Origin of the sequence: Duganella sp. Dugasp56 (assembly GCF_047304105.1) — a bacterium.
Taxonomy (GTDB): Bacteria; Pseudomonadota; Gammaproteobacteria; order Burkholderiales; family Burkholderiaceae_D; genus Rugamonas; species Rugamonas hordei.
The window spans coordinates 142,354-157,382 of the sequence record NZ_JBGLYQ010000002.1; the positions used below are offsets into that span (position 1 = coordinate 142,354).

At 65.3% G+C, this 15,029-nt stretch carries 13 protein-coding genes; 4 read left to right on the plus strand and 9 right to left on the minus strand.

Translation table 11 applies throughout. The features are described 5' to 3' along the window. Positions 1-14: 14 nt before the first annotated feature. From ACCD07_RS01705 to ACCD07_RS01720, 4 genes are read left to right on the plus strand one after another with little or no spacing between them, the layout of a single operon-like run. Positions 15-1,952: a glycoside hydrolase family 97 catalytic domain-containing protein gene (locus ACCD07_RS01705; protein WP_413446314.1), complete on the plus strand. Its 1,938-nt coding sequence runs from the start codon at positions 15-17 to the stop codon at positions 1,950-1,952. Next, the gene (locus ACCD07_RS01710) at positions 1,949-3,211 is read left to right on the plus strand and encodes an oligosaccharide MFS transporter (protein ID WP_413446315.1); all 1,263 of its coding nucleotides are present in this window, start codon (positions 1,949-1,951) and stop codon (positions 3,209-3,211) included. Before ACCD07_RS01705 ends, ACCD07_RS01710 begins: the two co-directional genes overlap by 4 nt. Then, positions 3,195-4,382, plus strand: a complete 1,188-nt coding sequence (locus tag ACCD07_RS01715; protein WP_413446316.1) for a glycoside hydrolase family 88 protein — start codon at positions 3,195-3,197, stop codon at positions 4,380-4,382. Before ACCD07_RS01710 ends, ACCD07_RS01715 begins: the two co-directional genes overlap by 17 nt. Before the next feature lie 12 nt (positions 4,383-4,394). Further along, the gene (locus ACCD07_RS01720; protein WP_413446317.1) at positions 4,395-5,222 is read left to right on the plus strand and encodes a hypothetical protein; all 828 of its coding nucleotides are present in this window, start codon (positions 4,395-4,397) and stop codon (positions 5,220-5,222) included. Here the strand turns inward: ACCD07_RS01720 and ACCD07_RS01725 are convergent. The 9 genes from ACCD07_RS01725 to ACCD07_RS01765 all read right to left on the minus strand — a co-directional run bounded on the left by ACCD07_RS01725 (position 5,212) and on the right by ACCD07_RS01765 (position 15,027). Beyond that, positions 5,212-6,291 carry a LacI family DNA-binding transcriptional regulator gene (locus ACCD07_RS01725; protein WP_176654393.1) on the minus strand — a complete coding sequence of 360 codons (1,080 nt, stop codon included), beginning with the start codon at positions 6,289-6,291 and terminating at the stop codon, positions 5,212-5,214. The two genes, ACCD07_RS01720 and ACCD07_RS01725, sit on opposite strands and share 11 nt — an antisense overlap. A gap of 331 nt (positions 6,292-6,622) precedes the next feature. Beyond that, a complete protein-coding gene (locus tag ACCD07_RS01730) occupies positions 6,623-7,531 on the minus strand; it encodes a hypothetical protein (RefSeq protein WP_413446318.1) in 909 nt (302 codons plus the stop codon). Positions 7,532-7,594: 63 nt separating this feature from the next. Then, positions 7,595-9,103: an MFS transporter gene (locus ACCD07_RS01735; RefSeq protein ID WP_413446319.1), complete on the minus strand. Its 1,509-nt coding sequence runs from the start codon at positions 9,101-9,103 to the stop codon at positions 7,595-7,597. A gap of 1 nt (position 9,104) precedes the next feature. Continuing rightward, positions 9,105-10,280 carry an HlyD family efflux transporter periplasmic adaptor subunit gene (locus ACCD07_RS01740; RefSeq protein ID WP_413446320.1) on the minus strand — a complete coding sequence of 392 codons (1,176 nt, stop codon included), beginning with the start codon at positions 10,278-10,280 and terminating at the stop codon, positions 9,105-9,107. Between the two features lie 18 nt (positions 10,281-10,298). Then, positions 10,299-11,744 carry an efflux transporter outer membrane subunit gene (locus ACCD07_RS01745; protein WP_413446321.1) on the minus strand — a complete coding sequence of 482 codons (1,446 nt, stop codon included), beginning with the start codon at positions 11,742-11,744 and terminating at the stop codon, positions 10,299-10,301. Positions 11,745-11,761: 17 nt separating this feature from the next. After that, on the minus strand, positions 11,762-12,565 hold the full coding sequence (locus ACCD07_RS01750; protein WP_413446322.1) for a hypothetical protein: 804 nt from the start codon (positions 12,563-12,565) through the stop codon (positions 11,762-11,764). Positions 12,566-12,568: 3 nt separating this feature from the next. Beyond that, on the minus strand, positions 12,569-13,732 hold the full coding sequence (locus tag ACCD07_RS01755) for a hypothetical protein (RefSeq protein WP_413446323.1): 1,164 nt from the start codon (positions 13,730-13,732) through the stop codon (positions 12,569-12,571). 121 nt (positions 13,733-13,853) lie between these two features. Next, positions 13,854-14,222 carry a cupin domain-containing protein gene (locus ACCD07_RS01760; RefSeq protein ID WP_413446372.1) on the minus strand — a complete coding sequence of 123 codons (369 nt, stop codon included), beginning with the start codon at positions 14,220-14,222 and terminating at the stop codon, positions 13,854-13,856. Between the two features lie 142 nt (positions 14,223-14,364). Beyond that, on the minus strand, positions 14,365-15,027 hold the full coding sequence (locus ACCD07_RS01765) for a LuxR C-terminal-related transcriptional regulator (RefSeq protein ID WP_413446324.1): 663 nt from the start codon (positions 15,025-15,027) through the stop codon (positions 14,365-14,367). Positions 15,028-15,029 lie beyond the last annotated feature (2 nt).

Here is a 15,029-nt window from a genome sequence, read left to right on the forward strand (position 1 = left end):
TAATCGAGACAACAATGAAAATCCTTGCCAGTTTGCTGGGACTGCTGCTGACGGCGCTGATGCCGCCGGCAGCGCATGCCCAGTCAACGCAGCAGCACCACCTTGCCAGCGTCTCCTCGCCCGACAACAACCTGCAGTACATCTTCTATCAAAAGGTGCTGGCCGGCGGCGAGCGGCGGCTGTACTACCGTGTCAACTACAAGCACAAGCCGGTGATCCTGGATTCGCTGCTTGAGCTGCGGCTGGACAACCATCTGTCCGAAAGCGCGATGGCGCTGAAGGTGGACCGTCGCGCCAGATGGTTCGACAACCTGGCCATCACCGGCAGCAGCGTCACGACCCACGACAGCAGCTGGACGCCGGGCTACGGCGAGCAAGCCGCGATCCCGGACCGCTACAACCTGCTGACCATCGCCATGGTCAAGGACGACAACCCGGACTACAAGCTGCAGCTGGAAGTGCGCGCCTGCGACGAAGGCGTGGCCTTCCGCTTCAGCTTCCCCGAGCACCCGAAGGGCAGCTACTACCGCATCACGGCCGACAACACCGAGTTCGCGCTGCCGGTGGGCGCCAAGGCCTGGTACCACGGCTGGGCGCAGGCGCCTTACAAGCAGCTGGAGCTGGTCGACTGGCCCGACGAATCCGAGCGTCCGCTGACGCTGGAACTGCTGGGCGGCATCCATGTCAGCCTGCTGGAAGCACAGATGGTCGACTACTCGCGCACCAAGTTCAAGTTGAGCAAGGAGCGGCCGAATACGCTGGTCACGTCGATGCACGACGCGGCCGACCTGATCTCGCCGTTTTCCACGCCTTGGCGCGGCATCATGGTCGCCGGATCGGCCGCCGCGCTGGCCGAGCATAGTTATTTCATCCTCAACCTGAATCCGCCCTCGCGCATCGCGCAACCCGACTGGATCAAGCCCGGCAAGATCATGCGCGTGATGACACAGACCACCGCCAGCGCCAGGGCCAACATCGACTTCGCCGCGCGCCGCGGCCTGCAGTACATCCTGTTCGACTGGAAGTGGTACGGCCCCGCCTTCAGCTTCGATTCGGACGCCGGCAAGGTGGCGATACCGGACTTCGACCTGCCGGCCATCATCGCCTACGGCAAGAGCAAGGGCATCGGCGTCTGGCTGTACGTGAACCAGCAAGCCTTGCTGACGCAATCGGACACGCTGTTCAAGACCTACCGCGACTGGGGCGTCAAGGGCGTCAAGTTCGGTTTCGTGCAGGTCGGCTCGCACCGCTGGTCCACCTGGATCAACCAGGCGATACGCCAGGCGGCCGACGCCCACATCATGGTCAACGTCCACGACGACTGGCGTCCGACCGGCGAGCAGCGCACCTGGCCGAACCTGATGACCGCCGAGGGCGTGCGCGGCAACGAGGAAATGCCCAGCGCCACCGACAACACGATACTGCCCTTCACCCGCTACCTGGCCGGCGCCGCCGACTACACGATCTGCTACTTCGACCCGCGCATCAAGACCACCCACGCGCACCAGCTGGCGCTGGCGGCGATCTATTACAGCCCGCTGCAGACGCTGTACTGGTACGACAAGCCGGAGATGGAGCACAACGAGCCGGAACTGGAATTCTGGGACCGCATTCCGACCACCTGGGACCAGACCAGGATCGTGCAAGGCATGCCCGGCCAGTTCATCACCACCGCGCGCCGCAAGGGCGAGGACTGGTTCATCGGCAGCATCACCAACAACGACGCCCGCGCGCTGTCGGTCAAGCTGGACTTCCTCACGCCGGGCAAGCAGTACCAGGCCAGCATTTACTCGGACGACGCCGGCGCGCCCGCAACGGCCAAAGGGACCCACGTGACGATCGAGCGCCGCTTGGTCGACGCCTCCAGCGTCATCGAAGCGCGCCTGTCGCCGTCCGGCGGCCAGGCGATCTGGATCACGCCCGTCGCGGCCACCGCGGGGAGCCGGCCATGACCGACAAGCAAAACCATTTCCGCTTCCTCGCCAGCTTCGTCTTCATCTACTTCTTCGCGCAGGCGATGAGCGTGTCGCTGCTGACGCTGTGGCTGCGCAGCACGCTGCAGCTGAGCGGCGCCGAGGCCGGCGTGGTGTTCTCCGCTAACTTCATCGCCGCCATGTGCTCGCAGCCGGTGTATGGCTTCATCTCCGACAAGGTCGGCACGCGCAAGCACATCCTGTGGGCGGTCGGCACGCTGTGCAGCCTGTGCGGCCTGTTCTTCGTCTACGTCTACGCGCCGCTGCTGAAGGCCAACCTGCTGCTGGGCGCGGCCGTCGGCGGCGTCTATCTCGGCGTCACCTTCATCGCCGGCAGCTACGCGATCGAATCGTATGTCGACCGCATCGGCCGCCGCCACGGTTTCGAGTACAGCCGCGTGAGGCTGTGCGGCTCGCTGGGCTTCGCCAGCGCCGCCATGCTGACCGGCCATCTGTACAACATCAACCCCGGCATCAACTTCTTCATCGCCTCCGGCGCCGGCCTGCTGCTGATCGCCATGCTGGCACTGTGGAAGACCGGCGGCGGCGCCGACGACGAGGCCACGTCCGCCGCCGGCAAAGTCAAGCTGGCCGACGCGCTGGGATTGCTGGGCGATCCGAAGTTCTGGCGCTTCATGGTGTTCATCCTCGGCGTGACCAATCTGTACCTGGTGTTCGACCAGCAGTTCCCCAGCTACTTCGCATCGCTGTTCCCGACGCCGCAACAGGGCGCCGCCATGTTCGGCTACCTGAACTCGGCGCAGATCTTCATCGAGGCCGGCGGCCTGTTCCTGTCGCCGCTGCTGGTGCGCCGCATCGGCGCCAAGCGCGGACTGATGCTGGCCGGTACCATCATGCTGCTGCGCATAGGCGGCTCCAGCTTCGCGGTCGGTCCGCTGTCGATCTCCGTGCTCAAGATGCTGCACTCGCTGGAGCTGCCGATCCTGGTGGTGTCGGTGTTCCGCTACATCGCCCATCACTTCGACAACCGGCTGGCCTCCACGCTGTACATGGTCGGCGTCAGCTTCGGCCATTCGCTGGGACTGGCGATCCTGTCGCCGCTGGTCGGCAAGAGCTACGACCTGCTCGGATTCCCGGCCACCTACCTGCTGCTGGCCGGCCTGGGCGCCGTGTTCCTCGCGCTGTCCGCCTGGGCGCTGGAAGCCACGCCGCCCGAAATCAAACGCATGAACTCACCTGCCCCGCTTGCAAAGGAATCCAATGCCTCCGTCTCTTAACCCCGCCGTCATGGAACAACTGAAGAACGGCAGCGCGCCGCAGCGCGACGACCAGCGCATGGTCGAACAGGCGCTGGCGCGCGCGCTGGCCGCCGTCGACCGCAACCTTGCCCACTTCGGCGACCAGTTCCCGGCGCCGTCCAGCGTCGGCGGCGTGTATCCGGCGATGGGCAACGACGAATGGACCAACGGCTTCTGGACCGGCATGCTGTGGCTGGCCTACGAGGCCAGCGGCGCCCCGCGCTACCGCGAAGCCGCCGAGCGCCACGTGCTCAGTTTCCACCGGCGCCAGGCCGAGCGCCACAACGTCAACCACCACGACCTCGGGTTCCTGTACAGCCTGTCCTGCGTGTCGGCCTACAAACTGACCGGCAGCGCCGTCGCGGCCGGGGCGGCGATGGGCGCGGCGCGCCTGCTGCTGGAACGCTACCAGCCGCGCGCCGGCATCATCCAGGCCTGGGGCGACTTGAACGATCCCGAACAGGCCGGCCGCATGATCATCGACTGCAACCTGAACCTGCCGTTGCTGTACTGGGCCAGCGCCTACAGCGGCGACCCGGCCTTCCGAGACGCCGCCAACCGCCATATCGAAGCGGCCGCGCGCCACATCGTGCGCGCCGACGGCTCGACCTTCCACACCTTCTACTTCGATCCGGCCAGCGGCGCGCCGCGCCACGGCAAGACCCACCAGGGCCATGCCGACGATTCGTGCTGGGCGCGCGGCCAGGCGTGGGGCATCTCCGGCTTCCCGCTGGTGTACCGCCACAACGGCGATACGCGGCTGCTGGCGCTGTCCAAGGTACTGGCCAACTACTACCTGAACCGGCTGCCGGAGGACGGCATCTGCTACTGGGACCTGATCTTCACCTCGGGCGAGGAAGAACGCGACAGCTCGGCCGCCGCCATCGCCGCCTGCGGCCTGCTGGAGCTGTCGAACAACCTGCCGCTGCTCGATCCGCTGCGCGACGACTACCAGCGCGCCGCGCTGCGCACGGTGCGCCAGCTGTCCGAACACTATCAGGGCGACGAGATCCCCGGCGGCGGCCTGCTGCGGCACGCGGTCTACCACAAGCCGCACGGCGTCGGCATCGACGAGAGCTGCATCTGGGGCGACTACTTCTATCTCGAAGCCCTGCTGCGCCTGAGCCGCAGCTGGACATCCTACTGGTAACACGGAGCACACATGACATTGAACCACCGATTGCTGGCCATCGACGAAGGCCGCCAGCGGCTGTCGCTGATCGACACCACCCGCCCCGGCGCAGGCTGGAGCCGCGACCTGGCCGACTTCCCCCTGGCGCGCGACATGCAGCGGCTGGAGGCCAACCGCGCGCTGATCGGCTTCGAGCGCGGCTACTTCGAGATCGACATCGGCAGCGGCGAGGTGCTGGCGGCCTGCGACCGCTGGGCCGACGTGACCTCGGCCCGGCGCATGGACGACGGCACAACGCTGGTGACCGGCTTTAACCTCGACGGCGAAGGCGGCATCAACGTACTGACGCTGGACGGCGGCGGCCAGCTGCTGCGCACCGCGCGCCGCGACGGCGACTACGTGCGGCTGATGCGCCCCACGCCCAGCGGCAGCTACCTGCTGTGCATGAACGATCATATTCTGGAAACCGACAGCGCGCTGAACGCGCTGCGTGAACTGCGCGCGCCGGGTTTCGAACATGCGTGGAAGGCGGAGCGCTGCGCCGACGGCTCGACGCTGGTGGCGGCCGGCTATGGCGGCTTCATGGCGCGCTTCGATGCCGAGGGTCGGCTGGCCCGCACATTCGGCGGCGCCGGCGACAGCGACGGCAACATGGCGCCGGAGATCGCGCCGTTCTTCTATGCCAGCTTCCAGCAGCTCGATAACGGCCACCTGGCGGTGGCCAACTGGCAGGGGCATGGACCGGACAACGGCGCCAAGGGCCGTCAGCTGCTGGAGTTCGATGCGGCCGGCCGCCTGCTGGGAGGCTGGTCCGATCCGCAGCGCATCTCTTCGCTGCAGGGCATCCTTATCCTGTAAGCGCGTCGCCGTCCTGGATGCCGGCGGCGGCCGGGTCCGACGACTCGCGGACGATCAGCGTGAACGGCATCAGCTTGTGCTGCACCGCCGCGGGCCCGCCGGCGCGGCGGCGGCGTATCTGCTCGATCAGCAGGTCGACGGCGGCGCGCGCCATATCGCCGATCGGCTGGTGGATGGTGGTCAGCTCCGGCCAGACCGTGGTGGCGACCGGCGTATCGTCGAAGCCGCACACCACCAGGTCTTCCGGCACCTGCAGGTGCAGGCCATGGGCGACCGCGATCACGGCGGCCGCCATGTCGTCGTTGGCGGCGAAGATGGCGCTGGGGCGGCTCTTGCGGCCCAGCAGCTGGCGCGCCGCGCTCAGGCCGGAACGGTAGGTGAACAGGCCCGGTGCGACGCGTTCCCGCGCCACCGTCAGGCCGGCTTGCGCCATCGCGTCCAGGTAGGCCTGGTAGCGCAGCTGCGCCGGCGTGTGCAGAGGATCGCCCTGCACAAAGGCGATGTCGGTATGGCCCCGCTCCAGCAGGTAGCGCATCATCGCCATCGCGCCTTCATAGTCGTCGATGCGCACGGCCGAGACGCCGGCCAGCGGCCGGCCGGTGGCGATGGCGACGGTCGGCATGCCGATCTGGTCGAGCTGCTTGAGCGCGGATTTGGAATCGCACAGCGGCGGCGGCACCAGGATGCCGTCGGCGCCGTTGGCGATCAGCCGGGCGATGGCGCTGCGCTGGCTGCGCATGTCGTCGCAGCGCTCCAGGATCAGCTGTCCGCCGCTCTGGCTGCACTGCTCCATCGCGCCGACCAGGAAGGCGCTCAGGTAGGCCGAGCTGGGATTGCTGTACAACAGGCCGACGCCCAGCGTACCGATGCGGGCCGCGCGCGCGGCAAAATTGACCTGGTAGTTGAGCGATGCGGCCGCCGCCACCACCTTGTCGCGCGTGGCTTCGGAGACGTGCGTATTGCCGTTCATGACGCGCGACACGGTCATCGCCGAGACGCCGGCTATCCGGGCGACGTCGTAGATGGTTGCGCCACTCTGGCTACGGTCAGTTTGTTTTACAGGCACCATTGATTCCGGTTGTTCAGGCAAGTGTCGATTATATGCGGTCAGGTTGAGAAAACCCAGCAAAGTCAGGCGCAAAGCCCGAGTTTAGCGGCCCGGACGCGGTGTTGCACCGCCACGCAGCAAGTGTACGGACGAAAAAAGGCCGGCGGCTGAAAATGCCGCCGGATCAAAGCGGCCGGGACGGCCGCCTAAACACTGGCGAGTGACGGTGAAACAACCGCTACCGAAAACCGCTGAACCTCAAGTTATCGATAACAGGACCGATCTTATCACAGCTTTTGCGCGGTGCGGAGCTTTATTTACTGGCGCTCCGAGCCAGGCGCGCACCGCCAGTTCAATCAGGAAGATTGACGAGCCCGACGGAGCCCAGCCGTCCGGCCAGCCACAGCGCGACGTTGCTGACGTAACGGTGCACTGAACGCAGTGCGTGAGGAGTCGTCGCCAGACTGTTCCCCGGCGCCTCGCTCACGAAGTCGGGGCTGCCCAGCTGCGGATTCCAGTTGTAGTCGGCAAAATGGTGAAAAGTGGATTGCGCGATCACCGGCCCGTTGCCGGCAGCCGGTTCGATCGCGACGGCTATATTGAACGGGTTGCCGGTGGCCTTGCTGATGCCAGTGGCGATCACGCGCGCCTGCGCCACGCCGGCGGGAGCATCGACCGCCCCTTCATGCGGATGTGCCGGCAGATAATGTACCAGGCCGTCGTCCGTCTCCGCATCGCACAACACCGGATGCGCGGGCTTGACGACTGTGATGCGCTGAGCGTCGCCGTTTGCCCCCGAATGAAAATTGGGCCACAGGATCTGCGGCGTGCCGCGATCGTCGGGCGCCGGCAGCGGGCTGCCCGCTGCGCGATTGTGGGTATGGAAAAGATGCGTCGCGCCGATCAAGTCTATCGAGCAGATTGAACAGCCCAAATCCATATGGTCGCGCGTAACCATCAAGCCCCCGCCTCTGCGGTGGAACGCCGATAGCCCCGCGCTGTCGTCGGCATGCAAGCCGTCGCCGGTGTCGACCGCGAACAGCCACACTTGCCCATAGTCCGACTCCGCCAAGGTCGACAGTACCGGATCGGCGTTGCCGACGCTGACGCGATCGCGCGCGGTCACGTCAAACAGCGGCTTGCCGTCGGCGCCGGTCAAGCCGGCTAGCAAATCGCGCAGCAAAGAGAAACGGCCGATATGCCAGTCGTTGTCGGTGGTTACGATGGTGGTCTGCAAAAGAATTTTGATGGGCTTATTCATAGCTGCGTCCTTACAATTTGTAGTGAATAGCGGGGCCGGAGACGTTCCTGGAAAGGCATTGCGCTATTTGAACACACGTTGAACCATCACGATCCCGACCAGGGCGACCGCCACGACCATGAGCAGAGAATAATACTCGAGTCCGGCCAACAGGTTCGCCTGCTGGGTGAGCATCTGACTGAGCTGTACGACCGCCTGTGGCGCATCCATGCCGGCGTTTAGCTGGTCGCGCGGGCCAACGAACAGCGCGCTACCGCCATGGAATCGCTCCGCCAGCGTTGTAGTGTGCTCGCTGATGCGCCACTGCATCAACAGCGTCGATCCGACCACACCAAGGGCAACGCCAAACTGGGAGCCCATATTCTTGACCATCTGGCCGTGGTTGAAGCCGATTGGATCGTTCTGCAAATCGGCGAAGCTGTGGATTGCCGTGGTCACCATCGCCAGGATCAGGAAAGCGCCAAAGGCAGCGATGGCCGGCAGCACATCTTCCCATAGACTGGCCTCCGGCGTCAGGCGCGACAGCTGCCGGGCGAAAAAGAACAGGAAGGCGAAGCCGGCGACGTAAAACTTGCGCGCCGACGGCCATCGCTTGAGGAGCATCACCATGGCGACGAACGCAAGCAGGGACGACATCAGACCGATAGTCTGCATCGTGCCGACAGCCCGCCAGGGCGCGCCCAGGGAACGCTGCAGCAGCAGCGGCAGCATCGCATTGTTTGCGCCGAGAATAACGTAGCATAAGGAAAATACGGCAAGCCCGGTCAGATAGCGTGGATGCATGAGACGGAGAAATGCGATCATCGGACGAGCGTGCCGGCGCTGCTGGCGTATGACCAGCCAACCGCCCGCAAGGCCGGCAACCAGGCAAACGAGCAGCGGCACCGCGTCGCTGTAGAAGTCGTAGACCGCGCGCTGTACCGCGTAGAGCGAAAGCAGGCTCACGCAGAAAATCGACGCGGCAAGCCATGGGCTGGACTGGCTCCTGTCCTTGTCGAGTGTCAGCCCGCGCGGAAGGCAAGCGTTCGCAAAGACGACGGCCGATGCCGCAATCGCCGAAGGGATGGCGAAAATGGCGCTCCAGTTGTCGGTGTCGAAAGCCGTGACCGCGACCCAGGGCGCCAGTGCATTGCCAAGCGCCAGCGCGGTGCCGAAGGCGGCAATCCCTTTCAAGCGCTCGGGGCTGGGCGGAATCAGGTTGATCAGCAGGCGCGCCGTGGTCATGAAGCCGCCCCCTCCGCAGGCCATGATCGCACGGCCGAGCAGGAAGGGAGCGAGCGAACCGCTCGTCGCGCAGATCGCGCCGCCGACGACAAATAGCGCCACCGACAACTGAACGAAGGCGCGCCAGCCGAGACGCTCGACCATCCAGTGTTGCGTTGCAATCGCTGTGATGGCGATCGCCGCATACAGCACCGTCGCGAAGACGAATTCATCCGGCGATACGTTAATTCTCCCCATGATGGCGCTGGCGCTGAAGGCGATCATCCCCGTCTGCAAAAACTCCACGCTGTTCAGCATGAATATGGTTGCGAGCAGCGCCGGCTGCTGCGGATGGCGGGCGGCGTCCATGTCAGCGCGCCGCAGCGGCGCCCAGATTGGCCGCGATGGTTCGCGCAGCCAGGTCGTCCGCTTTCGCCAGCTCGCCGTTGAACACATCGGTCCGATAGTTGCTGCGCTTGCCAGGCTGCGTCATCGCGACGGCGCCATCGCGGCGGCGGGTGTCGACTGCCACCTGCATCGACAAGCCGAGCTTGAGCGGATGCGCCGCCAGTTCCTGCGGCGCGATGGCGACCCGTACCGGCACGCGCTGGACGACCTTGATCCAGTTGCCGCTGGCGTTTTGCGCAGGCAGCAGCGAAAACGCGCTGCCGGTTCCCGCATCCTGTCCGACGATGGTGCCGTGATAAAGCACCGCGCTGCCATACAGGTCGGCTTGCAGGGTCACCGTTTGTCCGATGCGCAGGTGGCGCAGCTGCGACTCCTTGAAGTTGGCGTTGACCCACATCTGCTCGGCAGGAACAATGGACATCAACGGCGTGCCGGCGTTGACGCGCTGGCCCAGCTGCACGCCGCGCTTGCTGACGATGCCGCTCACCGGCGCGAGCACGCGGGTGCGCGCATTCGCCAGATAGGCGTCGCGCAATTGCAGCACGGCGGCCTGAACGTCCGGATGCGTGGCGATGCTGGTGCGGTCCACCAGCGACCTGGCGCTGCTCTGCTGTTCACGCGCGACCGACAAGGCGGCGCGGGATGCCAGCACGGCATCTTGCGCGTGGGTGAGTTCCTCCCCGGAAATCGCGCCGTTGTCCACCAGTTGGCACCGGCGCGCCAGGTCCGCTTCGGCCCGGGCCAGGTCGCTCGCGCGCAGCGCCACATTGGCGCCGGTTTGCGTGGCGTTGGCGAACTGCGCGCGCACTTGCCTGACCGCACGCGCCAGCTGGGCCTGCGAGCGCTCCAGCGCCAGCCTGGCATCCACATCGTTGAACTGCACAAGTATCTGGCCGGCTGCGACAAATTCCGTGTTATCGGCGGCGATCATGGTCACCGTGCCGCCCAGTTGTGGCGTCACCTGGACCACGTTGCCATCGACGTAGGCGTCTTCCGTGGTCTCGCTGCCGCCGTCGGCGTAGTGCATCCAGAGGGCGGCCCCGACGGCGGAGGCAATCAATGCGGCCGCGCCGACGCGGAGGGCCTTGCCGGCGCCGCCGCTGGCGGCATCGGTTGGAGAAGTGTCTGGTGTAGTCATGGCGCACCTTGTGCAAAGTTAGTTTAAAGCGGGCGCCGCGACGTCCATCGCATAGCCGCCACCGAGCGCGCGGACCAGGCCGATCTCAAGGTCGAACGCCCGCGTGTCGAGGTCGATGCTGGCGCGCGACTGCGCGAGGACCTGGACTTCCGTTGCCAGCACCTGCAGATAGTTGCCCACGCCGGCCCGATAACGCTGCATGGCCAGGTCGTTTGCCTGCTGCGCGGCGGCCAATGCGTCGGCCTGGAGCGCGGCCCGCTCTGCGAGCGCGGCAATCGAGGTCAGCTGGCTGGCCACGTCGCGCACAGCCTCAAGCAAGGTCAGGTTGTACTGCTCCACGGCGGCGTCGTATTCGGCATCCCGCGCGGCCAGGTTGCCGCGCAGCCGGCCCCCATCGAAAATCGGCAGGCTGAGGACCGAGCCCGCGCCGGTCGTGCGGCTGCTGCCGTTGAGGAAGCGGTCAAATCCCAGGCTCTGCAAACCGATCAGGGCGCCGAGATTGAACGATGGCAGAAACTGGGCTTGGGCAAGCTTGATGTCCTGCGCAGCCGCTTCGACACGCCACCGTTGGGCAACCAGGTCCGGGCGCCTTGCGATCAGGTCGCTGGGCAGGTACGCCGGTACCGCGACCGGGGCCGATTTCGGCAAGCGTGGCCGGGTAATGGCGTCGCCACGATCCGGCCCCGCGCCCAGCAAGGCCGCCAGCTGATAACGTGCCAGCGCCAGCGCTTCGCGGGTGGCGGCCAGCTGTTCGCGCTGCACCGGGAGCGCCATTTCCGCTTGCTTGAGGTCGACGCGGGAGTCTATGTGCGCATGCACGCGCTGCGCCGTTAATGCGAGTACCTGTTCGCGTTGCCGCAATGTCGCCTCGGCCAGGTCCAGTTGCGCCCAGGTTTGCGACAGCCGCAAATAAGCTTGCGTGATGGTGACGGCGAGCATCAGGCGCGCCGCCCGGGATTCCACTTCGTTGGCGCGCAGGCGGCCGATGGCCGCTGCCAGGCCAGCCTCGTTCTTGCCCCAGAAATCCAGCTCGTAGGACAGGTTGACGCCGGCGTCATTGCTCCAAGCCCAGTTGCCGGCAAGCGGCTTGGGAACGGTGCTGTTTGCGCTGAACAGTTGCCGGCTGGTCCGGGCGCCGGCCGACAGTTGCGGTGATTGTGCCGATGCTGCGACGCCTGCGGCCGCGGCCGCCAGTCGTACCCGGGCATCGACCACCCGGATACCGGGATTGTTGGCCAGCGCCTCCTTGATCATGGCATCGAGTTGCGCGTCACCGTAACGCATATACCAATCCTGCCGGGGCCACGCAGCCGGCGACAGCTGCGCCGTGCGCAGGGCATTCTCGGCCGTCAAGCCGTCCGCGGCCGCGATCCTCGATTGCGGCCGGGATCCGCCATCGCTCGCGCACCCCGCAAGGGCGGCGATGGCGCCGGCGCAGACGGCTGTTAGTAGAAAGCTGTTCATGACTTATTCCTGTATCGTCATTGCCGGTCCGATTGTGCCGGGTGCATGCCTGCGCCTGGTCTCCCGCCCGGCCCCACAGCGAAGTCGATCACCGCATCCACCGGAGAGCTGGGCGGCGTGTCAATTGCCGTTTCGAACTGGCCCCCCAAACGATTGCCGGCGGGATCCTCCAAAGTGCCACGGGCGACCAGCTTGTACGCGCCGGCCCGCCATGGCCCCCTCGGCGTGAAGGTCCAGACCCTTTCACCGTCCTTCAATTGGGCGCGTCCGTCGATCCGCCGGTTGTGGCTGTCCGCAATCGCCAGGTAGTCGGCCTCCCGGCCATCGATGGGCCTATCCAGCGCCACGACGAGGGCTCGCTTCGACCCGGCCTCTACGGTCGACAGTTTCCACGCCGTCGATCGCGGGCCGTTCTCCTCCGCTGGCCTGACACGCCAGCGCCGGATAGGATGCCCGTCCAGCGCCAGGACGACGTCATCCCCGGCCGCCAGGATGGGCCCCATTTCCTCCCTCGCCTGCAGGCCGGTCTTGACGCGCCCCGGATGCATCAGGATGGTCAGGATCTTGCCGTCCGGGGACCACAGCTCCTGCTGAAGAAACGGTTGCTGGACCGGCCTGCCATCGGTGTGCGACATGGCAAGCCTGGGCAGGACCGGACCTTCGGCGGGCGCTGCAAACTCGATGGAGATGCGCAGCAGGTTGGCCGGAACCTCGGCCGCCGATGGCTGAACCAGCACCACGCGCGGCGCTTGCTGCGCGGCGCAAGTGCCGCTCAGCACAACGGCCAGCGCGGCGGCGGCAATCGATGGACGCGGATGCATGGACTACTCCGATGCCTTGATGAAGTCAGGGAAACCCTCTTCCTTCAGCAGAACGTCCAGCCGCGGCTTGACGTATTGCATCTGGAAGGCGTTGCCCTTGAAGCTGTATTCCGGGAACGCATACTCCGAGACGTGGTCGGACAGGCGGAAGCTCAAGTCCTTCCCCATGGAGACCAGTTGCAGCGCATCTTGCTCAAGCTCCCGGCGCACGACGATGAAGGACTTCTCGTCCAGGTTGTCGAGTCGCAGCGTGCCGGCCAGCGGAACTTGCGCCACGTTCACACCGGTAACCTGTCCGAACGGCACGATCTTTTCGATGCCCGGGCCGGCGTCCGCGCTTTCCAGTTGCGACACGGGGATGACGTTCGCCACACGGCTGAAATTGACCAGCAAAAGAAAATCTTCAGCCTTGCCCTGCTCGGTCTTGGTGTACGAGATCATGTCGGCGGGCGTGTTGCCGTAGCCGAGTTCGGCGACCGTCTTGCCGCGGACGTGGGCGCCATCCTTCAGGTCGTCGAGCGGAATGGTCACCAGCGGCGTGCAGGTATAGGCGGCCACGAGGTAGGGCTTGCCGCCCCAGGTCGCAAAGCTCATCGCCCGTATCGGCGCCCTCGTCTCGATCAGGTTGTGACCGGCATGATAGATTTCCACCGAGGTGGCCGACTGCTGCGCCCCAAACGGATACGGGATGCGCCGCAGGGTCGACGCGAAATCCTGATTGGACAGGCCGGCGACGAACAGCTCGCCGTTGCGCCACTTCATGTCGGTGACAGTGAAACTGCGCTCGGGCGTCTCCTTCCAAAAACTGTAGTTCGTGGTAGGTGCGTTGCGCAGCGCCACCGAGGTCGACGGCGCCGCCTTCAGGTCGATGCGGCGGGTCTTTTTGTCGCTGGTCACCGCAATCAGCGCCGGCGTTTTCGCGGCGCCGTAGCTGATCGCGACATACACCTCGGCGGTGCCGGGCCGGACCACCATGTCCTCGACGGTGACCTTGGCGCCGCCGACCTGGCGGGACAGGCGCTCCTCCAGGTCCAGTATGTTGAACACCGTTCCGGCCGGTTTTTGCGGCGCCGCCGGAAGCGTGATGGCGTGCACGCGCGCCGCTTTCCAGTCGGCGACGAACAGAATGTTATCCGGCCCGGCGGCCAGGCGGGAGATGGATTTCACGTCCGCCGCGTAAGCGCTGGCGGAGGCAAGCAACAAGCAAGATGTTGCGATGAAAGGAATACGCATGAACAGCTCCTATTGAAGATGAAAAAGATGAAAACAAACCTTGGTACCGCAGCGTTCACTTCACCGGTATCAACACCGGCTTTTTCTCGTCCTTGACCAGGAAAACCAGAAACTTCGCAGGCTTGGTGGCGCTCGCGTTGCGGCCCACCGTGTGGATGTCCCCGGGGCCTTCGTAGAACGTCTGGCCGGGCGTCAGCGTCTGTTCCTTCCCGCCTTTTACGGCCATCACGATGGAGCCCTCCAGCACATAGATGAAGCCATGCGCGTCATGGCGATGGACCGGGTCGACGGCGCCCGGCGGATATTCAACCAGCAGCATCAGCCCCTCTTTGCCGGGCAGTTTTTTGAATGGCTTCTCGATCAGTGGCGTAACCAATGCATCCGGGGCGGCGCTCGCGTGCTGCGTGGCGATCACACTAGCCATGGTGCAAAACACGGCGGCGAATTTCTTAATATTGAACATGTGTTTCTCCTGTTGTTGGCCATCTAGTCTAGTGGCGGAAGCCCGTGCTTCGGTAGTGCCATGCCAGGCTTCACAGTGGTTCCCTATCAGCATCAATCGGTCGCTATATATTCCAGCCCCCCATGTTTTCTAGCGGCTCATGCAGCCCAAGATCCATGGCTTTGATGACGGCCTGGGTCCGGGTGGACACGCCCAGTTTCTGGAATAATTGCTTCATATGGCTCTTCACGGTTCCGACCCCGATCCCGAGTCCTCGCGCAATCACCTTGTCGGAACTTCCGCGCACCAGCACCTGCAAGACCTCCGCCTCGCGCTGGGTCAATGGCGTTCGTCGCAGCCACTCGGCTTCCAGGCGGCCGGCCATCGGGCTGAGGTAGCAATCGCCGCGGCTCAGCATGCGTACGCCCTCGACCACCTCGCTGGCATCGCAACCCTGGATGACATAGCCGCGTACGCCGCTCTCCATCGCATGCCTGATCGCGCTGGCCTTCACCTGATAGGTCAATGCGAGCACCGGCTGGACGGAATACCCGCTGGCTTGACGCCAACGCTCACGCGCCACGGCGATGCCGGATTCGTAGTCGGCGATGACGACGCAGGCGCCCACGCGCAACAACGCACTGCACGGACCAGTGCTGACGCGGAAGTCGGGCTGCATGGACAGGATGGCGCTCAAGCCCGCGCTGACGATAGGACACTTGTGCATCACATGTACCTGGATCGTCCGCTTGCTGACCAACTCAGCAGAGAAGGCAAGGGTTTGCATAG